At 51.4% G+C, this 15816-nt stretch carries 13 protein-coding genes; 5 read left to right on the top strand and 8 right to left on the bottom strand.

The genetic code is table 11. The features are described from left to right. Positions 1-44: 44 nt before the first annotated feature. Positions 45-737, bottom strand: coding sequence for a cyclic nucleotide-binding domain-containing protein (locus tag D568_RS0102095; protein WP_020207908.1), 693 nt, complete (start codon positions 735-737; stop codon positions 45-47). 342 nt (positions 738-1079) lie between these two features. Here D568_RS0102095 and D568_RS0102085 point away from each other — a divergent pair, with 342 nt between their 5' ends. Next, a complete protein-coding gene (locus tag D568_RS0102085) occupies positions 1080-2219 on the top strand; it encodes a TonB family protein (protein WP_026286802.1) in 1140 nt (379 codons plus the stop codon). 49 nt (positions 2220-2268) lie between these two features. Here D568_RS0102085 and prfC read toward each other — a convergent pair whose 3' ends face one another. The 4 genes from prfC to D568_RS0102065 all read right to left on the bottom strand — a co-directional run bounded on the left by prfC (position 2269) and on the right by D568_RS0102065 (position 6885). Further along, positions 2269-3852 (bottom strand): peptide chain release factor 3, encoded by a 1584-nt coding sequence (prfC, locus tag D568_RS0102080; RefSeq protein ID WP_020207905.1) that lies wholly within the window; start codon positions 3850-3852, stop codon positions 2269-2271. A 128-nt stretch (positions 3853-3980) separates the two neighbouring features. Then, positions 3981-4772 carry a 3'(2'),5'-bisphosphate nucleotidase CysQ gene (gene cysQ / locus D568_RS0102075; RefSeq protein WP_020207904.1) on the bottom strand — a complete coding sequence of 264 codons (792 nt, stop codon included), beginning with the start codon at positions 4770-4772 and terminating at the stop codon, positions 3981-3983. Positions 4773-4793: 21 nt separating this feature from the next. After that, positions 4794-5417: an adenylyl-sulfate kinase gene (cysC, locus tag D568_RS0102070; protein WP_020207903.1), complete on the bottom strand. Its 624-nt coding sequence runs from the start codon at positions 5415-5417 to the stop codon at positions 4794-4796. A 124-nt stretch (positions 5418-5541) separates the two neighbouring features. Beyond that, a complete protein-coding gene (locus D568_RS0102065; RefSeq protein WP_020207902.1) occupies positions 5542-6885 on the bottom strand; it encodes an MATE family efflux transporter in 1344 nt (447 codons plus the stop codon). A gap of 178 nt (positions 6886-7063) precedes the next feature. Between D568_RS0102065 and D568_RS0102060 the strand changes: the two genes are divergently transcribed. Genes D568_RS0102060 through rimI form a run of 3 tightly spaced genes read left to right on the top strand, consistent with a single transcriptional unit; the run spans position 7064 to position 9892 of the window. Continuing rightward, entirely contained in the window at positions 7064-8611 is a 1548-nt protein-coding gene (locus tag D568_RS0102060; protein WP_020207901.1) for a 2-isopropylmalate synthase, read from the top strand. A 5-nt stretch (positions 8612-8616) separates the two neighbouring features. Next, a complete protein-coding gene (locus D568_RS0102055; protein ID WP_020207900.1) occupies positions 8617-9393 on the top strand; it encodes a hypothetical protein in 777 nt (258 codons plus the stop codon). Next, positions 9383-9892, top strand: a complete 510-nt coding sequence (gene rimI / locus D568_RS0102050; protein ID WP_020207899.1) for a ribosomal protein S18-alanine N-acetyltransferase — start codon at positions 9383-9385, stop codon at positions 9890-9892. The genes D568_RS0102055 and rimI overlap by 11 nt, the downstream gene beginning before the upstream one ends. A gap of 54 nt (positions 9893-9946) precedes the next feature. Here the strand turns inward: rimI and ilvN are convergent, their stop codons facing one another. Both ilvN and D568_RS0102040 read right to left on the bottom strand, forming a co-directional pair. Beyond that, positions 9947-10438 carry an acetolactate synthase small subunit gene (gene ilvN, locus D568_RS0102045; RefSeq protein ID WP_026286800.1) on the bottom strand — a complete coding sequence of 164 codons (492 nt, stop codon included), beginning with the start codon at positions 10436-10438 and terminating at the stop codon, positions 9947-9949. Between the two features lies 1 nt (position 10439). Beyond that, on the bottom strand, positions 10440-12173 hold the full coding sequence (locus D568_RS0102040; RefSeq protein ID WP_020207897.1) for an acetolactate synthase 3 large subunit: 1734 nt from the start codon (positions 12171-12173) through the stop codon (positions 10440-10442). A 412-nt stretch (positions 12174-12585) separates the two neighbouring features. On the opposite strand from D568_RS0102040, the gene D568_RS0102035 reads away from it, so the two are divergent. Continuing rightward, a complete protein-coding gene (locus D568_RS0102035) occupies positions 12586-13029 on the top strand; it encodes a DUF4124 domain-containing protein (RefSeq protein ID WP_020207896.1) in 444 nt (147 codons plus the stop codon). 64 nt (positions 13030-13093) lie between these two features. Here the strand turns inward: D568_RS0102035 and clpB are convergent, their stop codons facing one another. Then, positions 13094-15742 carry an ATP-dependent chaperone ClpB gene (clpB, locus tag D568_RS0102030; protein ID WP_026286799.1) on the bottom strand — a complete coding sequence of 883 codons (2649 nt, stop codon included), beginning with the start codon at positions 15740-15742 and terminating at the stop codon, positions 13094-13096. Positions 15743-15816: the final 74 nt, after the last annotated feature.

The raw sequence follows: 15816 nt of genomic DNA, 5'->3' as shown, positions 1-15816 counted from the left end.
AAGAGCTTTATAGTTTTCGCAAGCTAAGACGGAGGCTTTTGACTCTACTTAGTGTGCACGTAATCCTCAAGCTGAGGCTCGCCGCCCAGCAATTCAGGGTAAATTGCCCCAAAACGGCTATTCCAGGCTAACAGCAGGTCCGCAAGATCCCGGGCTTGGCCGTGCAGTGACTTTAGCTCCTCCAATGTATCTTTAGGCCCCATATAAAGCTTAATTGCCCGGTGGCGTTCGGCCAATTCATCCTGAGGGTATTGTGAGCGATAAACCTCTAACTTCCAGCGGAGGTTATGCACTGTATTCCGGTAATAGAGTAATTTCGTTTGCTGTGATAACGGGTGGGTGGTTTCCAAGTTATCAAATGCTGAAACATCGGCGGAAAAGACCAGCGCCTCTCGACACTCCTCATCGGCGACTACGGTCGCAGATCTTGGTCTATGCGTAAGCCGAGCCAGGTCTCCAAAGACTTCTCCGGGGGTAATGTAGTTTACAACCTGGCCTTTTAAGCCCTCATCTGCATAAACCGCCAGTCGCCCTTTGAGTAAGAAGTACAAACTCTGGTCCCCGTCACCCCGCCTTAAAACCACCTCGCCAGGGCGAAAGACAATGAGCCGTGAATATTGAAGCAAGGCATCGAACTGACTGTAATCAAAGGCTCGTACAGCCTTAAAGAAAGGAATCGCAAAGAGCAACTGCTCAATAACATGACGATCAAACTTCTCAATCCGTTTAATTTCCATTCCCGGAAAAACCCACACTCACATGCTCAAGACGAGAATAATGCACCCATTCGACCTAGAAACTGATTTCGAAAAGCACTATCCATTGAAATTCATCCGATAAATTAGACAAGATCCTGCTTTTCGGCTGCACAATTTTTCGGTAGAGTAAAGGGTATAGTACAAAAAAATGTTTCAGTGGCCACTTTTAAGGTACTGAAATTATAAATGCCCAATAAATCTAACATTAAGTGAAGCTACTATATGCGATCCCTCCGTTCAATTCGATATTCATTGGCGTGTTTAACCACATTCTTGATCGGTCTGTCACAATTTGTGTATGGAGCGCCATTGTTGAATGGTATGGCTGTACACCAAGAACTTGGAAAAGACCAATTCATTGGTGCGCTTTATAGCGAGAACCTCACCGAAAGCGCTGAGGTACTACTGGCGGCCAACATCCCTATGCGCATGGAGTTAAAAATCACTGCTAACCGCGGCCTGTCAGCCCGCCGCTTCAGTCGAATGTGGATCGAGGGCATGGCAATCAACAATAGAGCCGACGCACTCACAAGCCAAGCCGATAACATGGTGGCATTTACCAAGATGTTTACCGAACGTTTACGCGAGGGCGACCATATTGTTTTTACCCTTACCCCTGGCGCTGGAGTAGATATAATCGTAGATACTATCACTCTGGGCTCTATTGACGATGACAACTTCTTCTCTCTGTTGGCCAGCACCTGGGTGGGCAGAGTGCCGCTTTCCTCAAACTTCCGAGACCAGTTACTCGTGGCAGGTGATGTCAATGACAGCTTACGCAGCCGTTATCAATCGCTATCTCCTACAAATGAGCGTATTGATCAAGTCGCAGGCTGGATTGCTCCAGCTCCAGCAGCGCCGCAAATTACCCCAGCGGAAACGGATACCCCACCCAAACCGGCCTCAACTCCAACTGTTTCAGAAGGTGCGGCGATCGTTGCAGCACCTAAGCTAGAACTTCCAAAAGCCGAGCTCCCTAAAGCCGAGCCCGAGCCGGTTGCTCAAGTAGCGCCAGCCCCTGAACCCGAGCCAGAACCTGAGCCCGTAGCGGTTGCATCCTCCAGCAGCACCGTGGCGGTTTCGAGCAGTTCGGCAGCCGCGCCTGCCCCCGAGCCGCAAGAGGAAGATGAAGATTATGTTCCAACCTTTACCGCTGAATCTTTGCTTGCCAGCCAACGCTACTTTTCTAGGCTGGTTCGACAAGTACAGCTAGAGATCAAATATCCACGTCGTGCGTTACAACGAGGGTATGAAGGATTTGCACGTATTGCCATCACCCTTGATCGTGAAGGTAACCTGCTCAACGCTGAGTTACTCGAGGAAACCGAATACACCATATTAAACAGTGAAGCTATGAAGGCCATTGAAAACGCCGCTCCTTATCCCAACATGCCCGAAATCATTACAGGCGTGACTCACGAATTCACCATCCCCATTACTTTTGCCTTACGGCAAAAATAAAAAAAACCGGGCTAAGGCCCGGTTTTTTTATTTTCAGCTCTCAATTTTATCAATGTTCTCTCGTGGCCCTGAATCGCACATCGGGGTATCGCTCTTCAGAGAGAGATAAATTAACTCGAGTGGGAGCCAAATAGGTTAAGTGGCCGCCACCATCAATGCATAGATTATCAGCACACTTGCGCTTAAATTCCTCAAATTTCTTTGCATCATCACACTCCACCCAACGTGCAGTCGCTACATTTACGGGCTCGTATACCGCTTCTACTTTGTATTCGTCTTTCAGGCGATACGCAACCACTTCAAATTGCAGTACCCCCACCGCACCCACCACAATGTCATTATTATTCAATGGAAAAAAAACTTGAGTGGAGCCTTCCTCTGATAGCTGCTGCAGGCCTTTTTGCAGTGCTTTAGTTTTCAGTGGGTCCTTTAAGCGTATACGGCGAAACAACTCAGGGGCAAAATGAGGGATGCCGGTAAATTTCAACGCTTCACCTTCGGTAAAAGTATCGCCAATTTGAATGGTTCCGTGGTTATGCAGCCCGATAATATCGCCTGAGACAGCCTCTTCTACCGACTCCCGGTCTCCGGCCATAAAAGTAACCGCATCGGTAACTTTTACATCTTTGCCAATGCGGACATGACGCATCTTCATGCCTTTCTTGTATACCCCAGAACACACGCGCATAAATGCGATACGGTCTCGGTGTTTAGGGTCCATATTGGCTTGAATTTTAAAAACAAACCCCGAAAACCCAGGCTCCGCAGATTCAATAAAACGCTCATTGGTTTCTCGACCGATGGGTTTTGGGGCCCACTCTACAAAACCATCCAGCATTTCGCGTACACCGAAATTTCCCAACGCGGTGCCAAAAAATACCGGGGTCATGCGTCCCGCCAGATATTCCTCCAGCTCAAACTCATGAGTAGCACCGCGCACCAGCTCAATTTCATCGCAAATATTGTCGTATTCGTCGCCGAGAAGCTCTCGCGCTTCGTCACTTTGCAGCCCTTTTACTTGCTCATCCTCGGGGATGGTATGACCTTGGCCAGAGCGATAGACATGGATAGTATCGGTATATAGGTTGTAAACGCCCTTAAAATGCTGCCCCATGCCCAGCGGCCAGTTAATTGGCGCAGCAGCAATTTTCAGCACGTCTTCAATTTCGTCCATCACCTCTATAGGGTCGCGGGTGTCACGATCCATTTTATTGATAAAGGACAGAATAGGCGTGTCCCGCAGGCGACACACTTCCATCAGTTTGATGGTCCGATCTTCCACACCTTTAGCACCGTCAATCACCATCAACACCGAATCCACCGCCGTCAGTGTACGGTAGGTGTCCTCCGAGAAGTCTTCGTGCCCAGGCGTATCGAGCAGGTTTACGGCGCGGTCCTTATAGGGAAATTGCATGACCGACGACGTCACCGAGATGCCTCGCTCCTGCTCCATAGTCATCCAGTCTGATTTCGCATGAGGGCCTTTTTTACCCTTCACCGAACCCCCAACCTGAATAGCATTACCGAATAAAAGCAACTTTTCCGTAATGGTGGTTTTACCCGCATCCGGGTGAGAAATAATAGCGAAGGTACGCCGTTTTTGGATCTGTTTGAGCAGAGCAGGGCTAGACATGAGAGCACTTAATCGGATCGGTTAACAGGAGGGGCGGTATTGTCCATCAAATGCGCAATAGACACAATTACCATGGCGCGCCCTTTTCTTCTCAGAACAGGGCTGCCTTGATCAGAATATGCCGCCGTTTATGCTGAGAGGCTAAAAGCGTCTGCGGCAGCAATAAAGTAGGGGTTTAAAACCGACTCTTTACGGTTGTACTGCAAAGACTTACCCGAGTCTGCCTCAATCAGTTTACCACCGGCACCCGTTAATACAGCATGGGCGGCCCCAGTATCCCATTCACTGGTGGGCCCTAAGCGCGGGTAAAGGTGAGCTTGCCCTTCAGCCACCAAACAGATTTTAAGCGAGCTTCCCATGCTGGTAATACGTGGGTTTTCAAAGCGGGCAATAAAGGCAGTAAAAGCCTCACTTTGATGGGATCGGCTACCTACGATACACCAACCACTGGAGTCGATCGGTACATCTGCGACTCGAATGGCTTGAGTAGCTCCATTTTTTACCTTGAAGCTGCCATCCACAGCACTGCCGCCGTAATAGGTGATTTCCAGTGCCGGGGCAACCACTACCCCCCATACAGGCTCACCGTCAACGATATGAGCAATATTTACCGTAAATTCACCGTTTTTCTTAATGAATTCTTTCGTCCCATCAAGCGGATCGACTAGCCAGTACTCCCGCCAGGCCTGCCGTGTATTCCAGCTGATGTCAGCACACTCTTCGGACAACACAGGTATATCGGGCGTTAAACGTTCAAGCGCCTTTTGAATGGACTTATGAGCAGCCAAATCTGCTTCCGTAAGCGGACTGTTATCGCCCTTGTGTTCCACCGCAAATTCACGCTGATACACCTGCATAATCAGTTGGCCTGCTTGCTCAGCAGCTTCAATCACTTGCGGATAATCGGGAGACATAATCATATGTGTGTCCGTATTAGAGTTCTACTGAGATAAGACCTGCAAAATGCGCTTTACGCTGTCGGTCACACTATCGCGACTTGTGTCGATGACAATTTCAGCGTTTTCTGGCGTTTCGTAAGGATCACTGATACCGGTAAATTGCTTAATCACACCGGCGCGCGCTTTTTTGTATAACCCTTTCGGATCTCGCTCTTCACACACCGACAATGGTGTTTCTAAATAGGCTTCCACAAACTGCCCATGGTGAAACATTGAGCGCACCATTTGTCGATCACGCTTGTAAGGGGAGATAAACGCGCAAATTACAATTAACCCCGCGTCCACCATCAACTTTGCCACCTCACCAATGCGCCGGATATTTTCGGCACGATCGGTCTCTGTCATACCCAGGTCTTTATTCAAACCATGGCGAACATTATCGCCATCCAACAGAAAAGACTTGATACCGGCCTCGTGCAAAGTAGCATCTAAAGCGTTAGCAATGGTGGATTTACCCGAGCCGGATAAGCCAGTCAGCCATATACAACGAGGGACTTGCCCCAACAACTGCGCTCGCTCTTGAGGGCTAACAGTGCATTTATGCCACACCGCGTTTGACGGCAAATGAATATTTTTAAGCTCGTAGGGCGTATTACTATCGCTCATATCAATCCTTGCTTATGCATCAACGCCGTATTGTACCCATTCAATAAGGACGGCAGAAGCGAGATACACCGTTAAGTCGTTATCAAGTGTAAATCTCAGCGCCCCGGTGGTGGACGAAACCTTTTTAGACTGTTTTACCGTTTACTTGTACACGTAACCACCACCAGGCCCAGCCCCCCACCAAAATATTGGTCACTGCCGTTGCGGCAAACAAGCCCACAAGGCCCCACATCGCCTGCAAAAGCCAAGCTAAAGGCAAAAACACCAGCAATACACGCCCGGCAGATAGCATCATGGCAGGCCATGGCTTGCCTAGACCGTTAAAAGCAGCATTCACAGACATCACCAAGCCGTAAGCCCCGTAACTAATAGGCACGATCGTAAGATAAAGTATTGCCACAGCCGCGACTTCGGCGTGGTCAGTAAAGATGTTGGCGATGGGTCCGGCTAACAACCAAAGCGCCAGTGCCAACAAAGCTCCAAACCCTAAACAGAATACGCTCAATACCCGATGAGCCTGTACTAATCGGGTCTGGATACCTGCGCTATGATTTTGTCCAAAAAAAGGGCCCACCACCCCCGATAATGCATAAAACGCAATTAACGCCAGAGGCTCAACACGTACCGCGATGCCCATACCCGCTACCGCATCGGTACCATAACGAGCAACCATCATAACGACGATACCGCTGGCCAAAGGGATTATGATGTTTGATGCCATGGCTGGTAAGCCTACATGCACGATGCTACGCCAAGACTGCGCAATGAAACCCCATGGGGCAAAAGGTGTCGTCAACAACCCTACCCGTGCGCGTAAAATGTACAACGCAACCATCAGCGTAAGGCCACGAGTTAACAGCGTGGCCCAGGCAGCGCCAGCAAGCTCCAGGCGAGGAAAACCCCACAACCCAAAAATAAGCAGTGGGTCCAAGACTGCATTAACAAGTGCTGCGCAACTCATTAGCGTACCCTGCACCTGACTCATACCCATAGCACGAAGTGACGCCAAAGCCACCATGGGCACCAATAAACAGGGAGCACTGAAGTACCAAATACTCATGTATTGATGAATGAAGGGCAATAACTCGAGAGGTGCTCCCAGCAAAGTAAACAGCGGGTCGATCGTGAACCACCCAATAGCGCATACTGTCACGGAGATAAGCAAAGTCAGGGTGACGGCGTCCGTTGCCAATCGCTGCGCATCTTCAGCGGCACCGGCTCCAACACTTCTTGCTACCGCTGAAGAGGTACCGGCACCCAAGCCAATACCAATGCTGGTAAGCACCATAACAACAGGAAAGGTAAAGCTCATGGCTGCCAACTGGGTATTACCCAGTTGAGCCACAAAAAAGGTGTCCACCACGTTGAAAGACATAGTGGCCAGCAGCCCCCAAACCATAGGCAGAGCCAGGGCGCGCAACTGGGCCGAAACCTGGCCTTCTGTCATGGTGGCCTGTAAGGGGGGCATGGAGTAGGACCTATCTTTAACGAGGGGCGAGTATAACAGACGGCGGAATGTAGGCAGCCCACTCAAGCATCACACTCGCCCATATTTTCCCAACACCTTTGCTTCGAAGCTGTGTTATTAGGCACCTGCAAACTTTATAATAAGTCTTTGAGTAAACGAAAATGATTCAGGCTAAGCCATGACCGCTAAAGACAAGCTTTATATTTTTGATACCACCCTGCGCGATGGAGAACAAAGCCCAGGTGCCTCAATGACCCGTGACGAGAAAATCCGCATTGCCAAAATGCTGGAAAAGATGCGGGTGGATATTATTGAAGCGGGCTTTGCTATTGCCAGTAAAGGTGATTTTGAATCCATTCAGGCCATCGCCAAAACCGTCAAAGACAGTACGATATGCTCTCTGGCACGTGCGGTGCCAGGCGATATTGAACGCGCTGCCGAGGCCATTAAACCGGCCAACAGCGGTCGCATTCACACCTTTATCGCCACCAGCCCCATCCACATGCAATACAAGCTGAAGATGGAGCCACCCAAGGTGCTGGAGCAAGCGGTGGCTGCGGTAAAACTGGCCCGTAATCACACCGATGATGTAGAGTTTTCGCTGGAAGACGCCAGCCGCTCAGAATTTGAGTTTATGTGCAAAATCATCGAAGCGGTTATCGATGCCGGCGCCCGCACCATTAATTTACCCGACACCGTCGGCTATGGTGAGCCAGGCGAATACGGTGCGATGTTTGGCCGCCTGATTAATGCCATCCCCAATGCGGACAAAGCAATTTTCTCAACCCACTGCCACAACGACTTGGGCTTGGCCGTGGCTAACTCTCTCTCGGCCGTTATGCACGGCGCTCGCCAGGTTGAGTGCACCATCAACGGTTTGGGTGAGCGCGCCGGTAACGCCGCGCTGGAAGAAATTGCCATGGCTGTGCGCACCCGCCAGGACATGATGCCCGTACAAACCGATCTGGATGTGAGCCACATTGTGCCCACCTCCCGCCTCGTTTCCAGCATCACAGGCTTCGCCGTACAGCCCAACAAAGCCATTGTCGGCGCCAACGCGTTTGCTCACGAATCCGGCATTCACCAGGACGGCGTTCTCAAGCACCGCGAAACGTACGAAATTATGCGCGCCGAAGATGTGGGCTGGAACACCAACAAACTGGTGCTGGGAAAGCACTCCGGTCGCGCTGCAGTAAAAGCGCGCTTTGAAGCGCTGGGAATTACCTTCGATAACCCCGAGGCGCTTTCCGCCGCCTTTGAACGCTTCAAAGACTTGGCGGACAAAAAGCATGAAATTTTCGATGAAGATTTACAGGCGTTAGTCAGCGACGTAAAACCGCATTCTGTTCCCGAAACCTATCAGCTGGGCGACTTAGAGGTGATGTGTAAAACCGGCCAGCAGCCGAATGCCAAACTAAGTCTGGTGATCGACGGAACCACTCAGCACGCCGAAGCTACTGGCAGCGGCCCGGTTGATGCAACCTACAAAGCCATTGAACGCTTGGCCAAAAGCGACGCCACCTTAAAGTTGTATTCGGTCAATGCCATCACACAAGGTACTGACTCGCAGGGCGATGTCACGGTGCGCTTAGAAAAAGACGGACATATCGTCAATGGCGTAGGCGCCGATACCGATATCGTTGTCGCCTCGGCTAAAGCCTATTTGCACGCTCTGAATTTACTTGCCGCACCCGAGCGCTCACACCCTCAACGCGAGGGCATATAAGCCGTATGGATGAAAGGCAGCGCCATCAGTACCTAAGCGCTCTGGGGGTAGACAGTTTTGTTCCCAGGGTGGTGCTGCCCTATGCGCCTGAGCCTGTGCTGTGCGACCTACCCGTAGCGGCGCCAACAGCAGCTGCGCCGACCGCACCCGTACCAGCAGCCACGGCCGTGAGCGAAACAAACCAAACAGTCGCGCCAACCAAACCGCAACCTGCAGACAGCAAACGCATAGGCAATGTACTGGACGATATGGGCATTACCCAGTCCAGCAAGCCCGTGCGCAAAGAGCCGCTGCAAATTAGCGCCCCCAAAGAGAAAAAAGGCGTAACACCTGTACACCTGCATCTTTGGCGGCCAAGCAAAAAATTATTGATTATTGATGAGCACACCCCGGGAAACGCGCTACCCACCGATAAATTGCTGACGAATATTCTGCGTTTATGCCGCGAGCAAAACACCCCACTGAATAACCCCGAGCGCATGCGCTGCCCACTGAACGAGCAGCTGGCAAAAATGTACACCGAGGCCGATTTACGCGAAGAACTGCAAGCGTGGTTAAGCGAAGAACTGGCCAAGCAACAAGAGCCTGAACTCTGGCTAATGGGAACCAGCGCCGCACAATGGTTTGTGACCCCAGAGGCCGAAGTCAACGAGTTTAAAAAAGTTGCGCTCACGCTAGCGGGAACACAGCAACTCACCGCCTTAGTGTTACCTAGCTTAAGCAAATTGCTGCAAGAACCCGCCCTTAAACGCCATTTATGGTCCGCATTACATGCCGTTTAAACCCTTGGACGCAACAACACTGGCGGATAAGCGCACTACCGAACACGGACAATGCATTCGCTTTAAACTTCTCACCCAAAATGAGATAGATGCGCTTTGCGCTATCGAGACCCGAGCGCACTCGCACCCGTGGAGCCGTACATTATTTGCCGATTGCCTACACTCGCGCCAGCATTGCGTGCTTATTTTTAACGAGCGCACACTTGCGGGATACTTTGTGGTTACGTCAGCCGCAGGCAGTGCCGAGCTGCTCAATATCGCCATCGATCCTTCACACCAAGGCAAAGGCCTGGCCTTCACCGCGTTGTCTTTTTTACTCGAGAAGCTCGAAGGCGTGGCAGATACCCTTTATTTGGAAGTGCGCGAATCAAACCAGGCGGCCATTGCACTGTATCAAAAACTGGAATTTGCCGAGGTAGGGATTCGCCCCAATTACTACCCGGCCAATAAAGGTCGCGAAGATGCCGTAATTATGGCGTACAGTTTTTTAAGCAGTTAACGAGCAAGCAGTGAGATAAAAAAACGGCTCCGCTGAACGCGGAGCCGGAGAGCTTTACAGACTTAACACCTTCTCGCCTCGGGCAATACCCGACACACCTGAACGAACCACTTCTAGAATAGAAGCATCGCCCACGGCTTGTAAGAAAGCGTCCAGCTTATCGCTGGTACCGGTAATTTGGATAATGTACAAGCTGGCAGTCACGTCCACGATCTGGCCGCGAAAGATATCTACGCAGCGTTTGATTTCAGCACGCTGAGCGCCAGCCGCTTTGACTTTAATCAGCATCACTTCGCGTTCGATGTGCGCGCCTTCGGTCAAATCCACCAGCTTTACCACATCAATTAACTTGTTCAGATGCTTGGTAATTTGCTCGATTTTATGGTCATCACCAATAGTGGTCAGGGTCAGACGAGACAGTGTCTCATCCTCCGTTGGTGCCACAGTCAGTGACTCGATGTTGTAACCACGCTGTGAAAACAAACCCACCACCCGTGAAAGAGAGCCGGGCGCGTTTTCCATTAGTACAGAAATAATTCGTCTCATGTTATGTGCGCTCCGTCTTGCTCAACCACATATCGCGCATAGAGGCGCCGGCAATTTGCATGGGGTAAACATGCTCGGACGTATCGACCGCAATATCCATAAAGACCACACGGTCTTTCATGGCAAAGCACTCTTCCATTTTTGCCTTCAGCTCTTCTTTTTTCGTCACACGAATACCGACGTGACCATACGCGTCCATCAGCTTAATAAAGTCGGGTAATGAATCTTCGTATAAGCTTTCGGAATAGCGGCTGTCGTACTGCATGTCTTGCCACTGCCGCACCATGCCCAGGGCCTGGTTATTGAGGCAGATAATCTTTACCGGCAGGTGATACTGCTTAAGCGCCGACAACTCTTCGATGCACATCTGAATGCTGCCTTCACCGGTCACGCAGGCCACCACCGCATCGCGATGAGCCATCTGCACGCCCATAGCCGCAGGCAAGCCAAAGCCCATGGTGCCCAAACCGCCCGAGTTGATCCAACGGCGCGGTTTATCAAACAGATAGTACTGCGCCGCAAACATCTGGTGCTGCCCCACATCAGAGGTAATGTAGGCGTCACCGCCGGTAACCTCGTGCAGGGTTTTAATCACGTCCTGCGGCATGATTTTTTCACCGCTGTTGTCGTAACGCGGTGCGGTGTAAATACCGTGGTTGTCACGCCACTCGTCGATCTGCTCCCACCAGTTTTTCACCGCTGAGGCATCGGGCTTTTGCTCGCTTTCAAGAATCAGCGCCAGCATTTCACTCAATACGCTGTCTACCGCACCCACAATGGGGATATCCGCGGTAACGGTTTTAGAGATAGACGCCGGGTCCACATCAATGTGAATGATTTTGGCATTGGGGCAGAACTTGTTCACCGCGTTGGTTACACGGTCGTCAAAGCGCGCGCCCACGGCCAAAATGGCATCGGCGTGGTGCATGGCCATGTTCGCTTCGTAGGTACCGTGCATCCCTAACATGCCTAAAAACTGGCGATCAGAACCCGGGTAGGCCCCTAACCCCATCAGGGTGTTGGTTACCGGGTAGTTCAGTTTGCGAGCGATGTCGGTTAGCAGCTCAGAGCCGTTACCCTGCACAACACCACCACCTGCGTATATAACCGGGCGCTTGGCATCCAGCATTAGCTGCACGGCCTTTTTAATCTGTCCTGCGTGCCCGCGAGTAGCAGGCGTGTAGGAGCGGATTTTGACCTTTTCCGGATACTCATAGGGGTAAGTATCAAACGGGTTGGTGATGTCTTTGGGTATATCAATCACCACAGGCCCTGGCCGGCCGGTGCGGGCAATGTAATAAGCCTTTTTCACCACTTCGGGAATATCGCGGGCATCACGCACCATAAAGCTGTGCTTTACGATGGGACGCGAAATACCGACCATATCGGTTTCCTGGAAGGCATCTTCACCGATACGCTCCGAGACCACCTGACCGGATAGCACCACCATAGGAATAGAATCCATATACGCGGTGGCAATACCGGTAATGGCGTTGGTAGCACCTGGGCCTGAGGTGACCAGTACGGTGCCGACTTCGCCGGTTGAGCGCGAGTAGGCATCCGCTGCGTGAGTGGCCGCCTGCTCGTGGCGCACCAGAATATGTTTGACGTCTTGCTGCCGGAAAATAGCGTCGTATATGTGCAGCGCAGCGCCACCGGGGTAGCCGAAAACGGTTGTTACGCCTTCGTCCCGCAGCGCGCGAATTAACATATCGCCGCCTGATAGCATTTCCACGTTATTTCCCCTTTCACTACTGAATAAAATAAATACGCTCCACTATAGCAGAGCGCCAACGCCTGTTGCCGCCGCAATAGCAGAGCTAATTGAATATCAGGATTCCCCAAGTTACGCGCTGGTAGCGACTGCGGTTTCTTGGGCAGGCGGCATCGGTGGATGCGCCTACGCGGTGCGGATGGTTCAACAAGCGGGTGACTTGCTGGCGCGGCCGAAGCAGCCGAGGTTGTCGGCGGACCTGCGAGCCATCTAGCGAGACTGGGTATTGTCTCAATATATGCAATAAAGTCAAGATTTTAGCCGTGAAATCGGAGATATAAGGTGGCGATTTCACAAATTCCAAAGCGGGCTCACCCCCTAGATATAAATAAGGTTATAGTGCCAGTCGGATAACGAATGAGTAGGTGGGGCTATGCTGTCAAATAAATCGTGTACGCAACCAAAACGCAAATGGCTGTTAACACTTATCTTTGCCACACTCTGCCTGGGTGGCCTTGCTGCTCAAGCGGCTGAAACTTTTTACAAATGGGAGGATGAAAATGGCAATACCCACTTTGGCACCCGACCACCCAATGGGGTAAAAAGCACAGCTATTCAACCCAAAACCGGCCACAGCGAACCGGTGGACTATTCTCACATGACGCCTGAGCAGCAGAACGCCCAAAGCTCCAGCGCTCAGGCAGAAGCGCAAAAAGACCCAGAGCGCTGCGAAGCAGCACGCCAAAATGCCGAAGTCTTGGGGCGCGGCGGCCGTGTGCGCGAGTCAACCGACGATGGCAGCTTCCGCTATCTGAGTGAAGAAGAGAAAGCCGAGCGTCTGCAACAAGCCCAAGAGGCGATAAACGAATCTTGCTAGGAGCACCCACTCCGACAACAAAGCCGCCTTACTGAGGCGGCTTTGTTGATTCGGACTAAATCAACTAGTGAATCTGGCGTGATCTAAAGGTGATTTTATCGCCTTCCAATACCGCCTCGATGGTGTCACCGGGTGAGAATTTCCCAGCCAAAATATCCTGCGCCAAGGGGTTTTCAATATGTTGTTGGATTGCCCGCTTGAGTGGCCTTGCACCATAGACAGGGTCATAACCCGCTTCGGCGAGCTTATCCATCACCTCATCGGAAATATTCAGCGCCATATCTTTATCCGCTAAACGCTTACCCAGTTGCGCGATCTGGATATCGGTAATACCGCGAATCTGGTTTTTGGCCAGCGGGTGAAATACCACCGCTTCGTCCACACGGTTGATAAACTCGGGACGAAAATGCTGGCTCACTACTTCCATCACGGCCTCTTTCATGGCGGCGTAGCGGTTTTCATTGTTGGTCGAATCCGACAAGCCGCCATCACCGTCAAAGCTTACCGTATCAAACGATTTATCTTCCGCTAAATCCTGAATACGATCCGACCCGAGGTTTGACGTCATAACTACTACCGTGTTGCGGAAATCTACCGTGCGGCCCTGGCCGTCGGTCAGGCGGCCATCATCTAACACCTGCAACAGAATATTAAACACATCCGGGTGCGCCTTTTCGATTTCATCCAACAACAATACAGAGTAAGGACGGCGACGAACCGCTTCGGTTAAATACCCCCCTTCCTCATAGCCGACGTACCCTGGCGGCGCACCGATCAAACGCGCCACCGAATGTTTTTCCATAAACTCGGACATATCAATGCGCACCATAGCGTCTTCGGTATCAAACAAAAACGACGCCAAAGTCTTACAAAGCTCGGTTTTACCTACACCCGTTGGCCCCAAGAACAAGAAAGAACCATTGGGCCGGTTGGCGTCTGACAAGCCCGCCCGAGAACGGCGCACAGCATTAGAAACGGCAACCACGGCTTCCTTTTGACCAATCACTCGTTTATGCAACGCGTCTTCCATTTGCAGCAGTTTTTCTCGCTCGCCCTCCAGCATTTTAGACACAGGTATACCCGTCCACTTGCTCACTACCTCGGCGATTTCTTCATCGCCCACGCGGTTACGCAACAGCTTCATTTCCATCATATCGACCTGGCTGGCCATATCCAGTTGCTTTTCAAGCTCGGGGATAATGCCGTACTGAAGTTCAGACATGCGACCTAAGTCACCTGCCCGACGCGCGGCATCCAAATCCTGGCGCGCCTGATCAAGACTGCTTTTAATTTCCTGCGAACCGTGTAACGCCGCCTTTTCGCTGCGCCATACCTCTTCGAGCTCGGCGAACTTACGCTCCAGGTCTTCAATATCCAGCTCGATTTTTTCCAGACGTTTACGGCTGGATTCGTCCTCATCTTTTTTTACCGCTTCCCGCTCGATTTTCAATTGAATCAAGCGGCGCTCCAACCGGTCCATTTCTTCGGGCTTGGAATCAATTTCCATACGGATACGGCTGGCGGCTTCGTCGATCAAATCGATGGCTTTGTCGGGAAGCTGTCGGTCAGTGATATAACGCTGCGACAATTTTGCCGCAGCAATAATGGCCGAGTCGGTAATGTCTACACCATGGTGCAATTCATAGCGCTCTTTTAAGCCGCGCAAAATCGCAATCGTGTCTTCCTCACTGGGCTCGTCCACCAGCACTTTTTGAAAGCGGCGCTCCAACGCAGCGTCTTTTTCAATAAACTGACGGTACTCATCCAGTGTTGTGGCACCCACGCAGTGCAGCTCGCCACGAGCCAGCGCGGGCTTTAACATGTTGCCAGCATCCATAGCGCCCTCGGCTTTACCGGCGCCCACCATGGTGTGCAACTCGTCAATAAACAGAATGATACGACCTTCCTGTTTAGAGAGCTCGTTAAGCACCGACTTCAAACGCTCTTCAAAATCGCCACGAAATTTCGCGCCCGCCAACAAAGAGCCTAAATCCAATGAGAGTAAACGTTTATTTTTTAAACCTTCGGGCACCTCACCGTTTACGATGCGTTGCGCCAGCCCTTCAACGATAGCGGTTTTACCCACTCCGGGCTCGCCGATTAATACCGGGTTATTTTTGGTGCGGCGCTGCAACACTTGCACGGTGCGGCGAATCTCATCGTCGCGACCTATTACCGGGTCCAACTTGCCCGCTTCCGCGCGAGCGGTTAAGTCGACAGTAAACTTCTCCAGCGCCTGGCGGTTTCCCTCTGCATCGGCATCGTCTACGGTTTCGCCGCCGCGCACCGCTTCCACGGCCTGCTTTAAGCGCTCGGTATTGCCAAACTGTTGCAACAACTTACCCAGCTCGCTGTCTTTGTCATCCATCGCCGATATTAATAACGACTCACTGGAAACAAATTTGTCGCCCGCCTTTTGCGCGTAACGATCGGCCAAATTTAATAGGCGCGCCAGCTCTTGCGACATACGCACATCGCCCGACGGACTTTGTACTTTCGCCAATCGATCCAGCGATTTATTGAGTTCGTTGCGCAGGCCTTTTACATCAAAGCCCGCTTGGGATAATAAAGGCTGAACCGTGCCACCTTGCTGATCCAGCATAGCCAGCATCAAATGGGAAGGCTCAAGTTGAGTGTGGTCACGACCTACCGCCATTGACTGGGCATCGGAGAGCGCCAGCTGCAATTGATTGGTTAAACGGTCTATACGCATGGGTGTCATCCCTCATAAACGCTTTAATAGTCTGCTTATTAAAGTAGGGGCAGCGGAGGGAAAATCAAGCTATT

Source organism: Gilvimarinus chinensis DSM 19667 (genome assembly GCF_000377745.1).
In the GTDB taxonomy this organism is placed as follows: Bacteria; Pseudomonadota; Gammaproteobacteria; order Pseudomonadales; family Cellvibrionaceae; genus Gilvimarinus; species Gilvimarinus chinensis.
The sequence above is the reverse complement of the archived record's forward strand: the minus strand, read 5'-3'. Positions and strand labels throughout refer to the sequence as shown.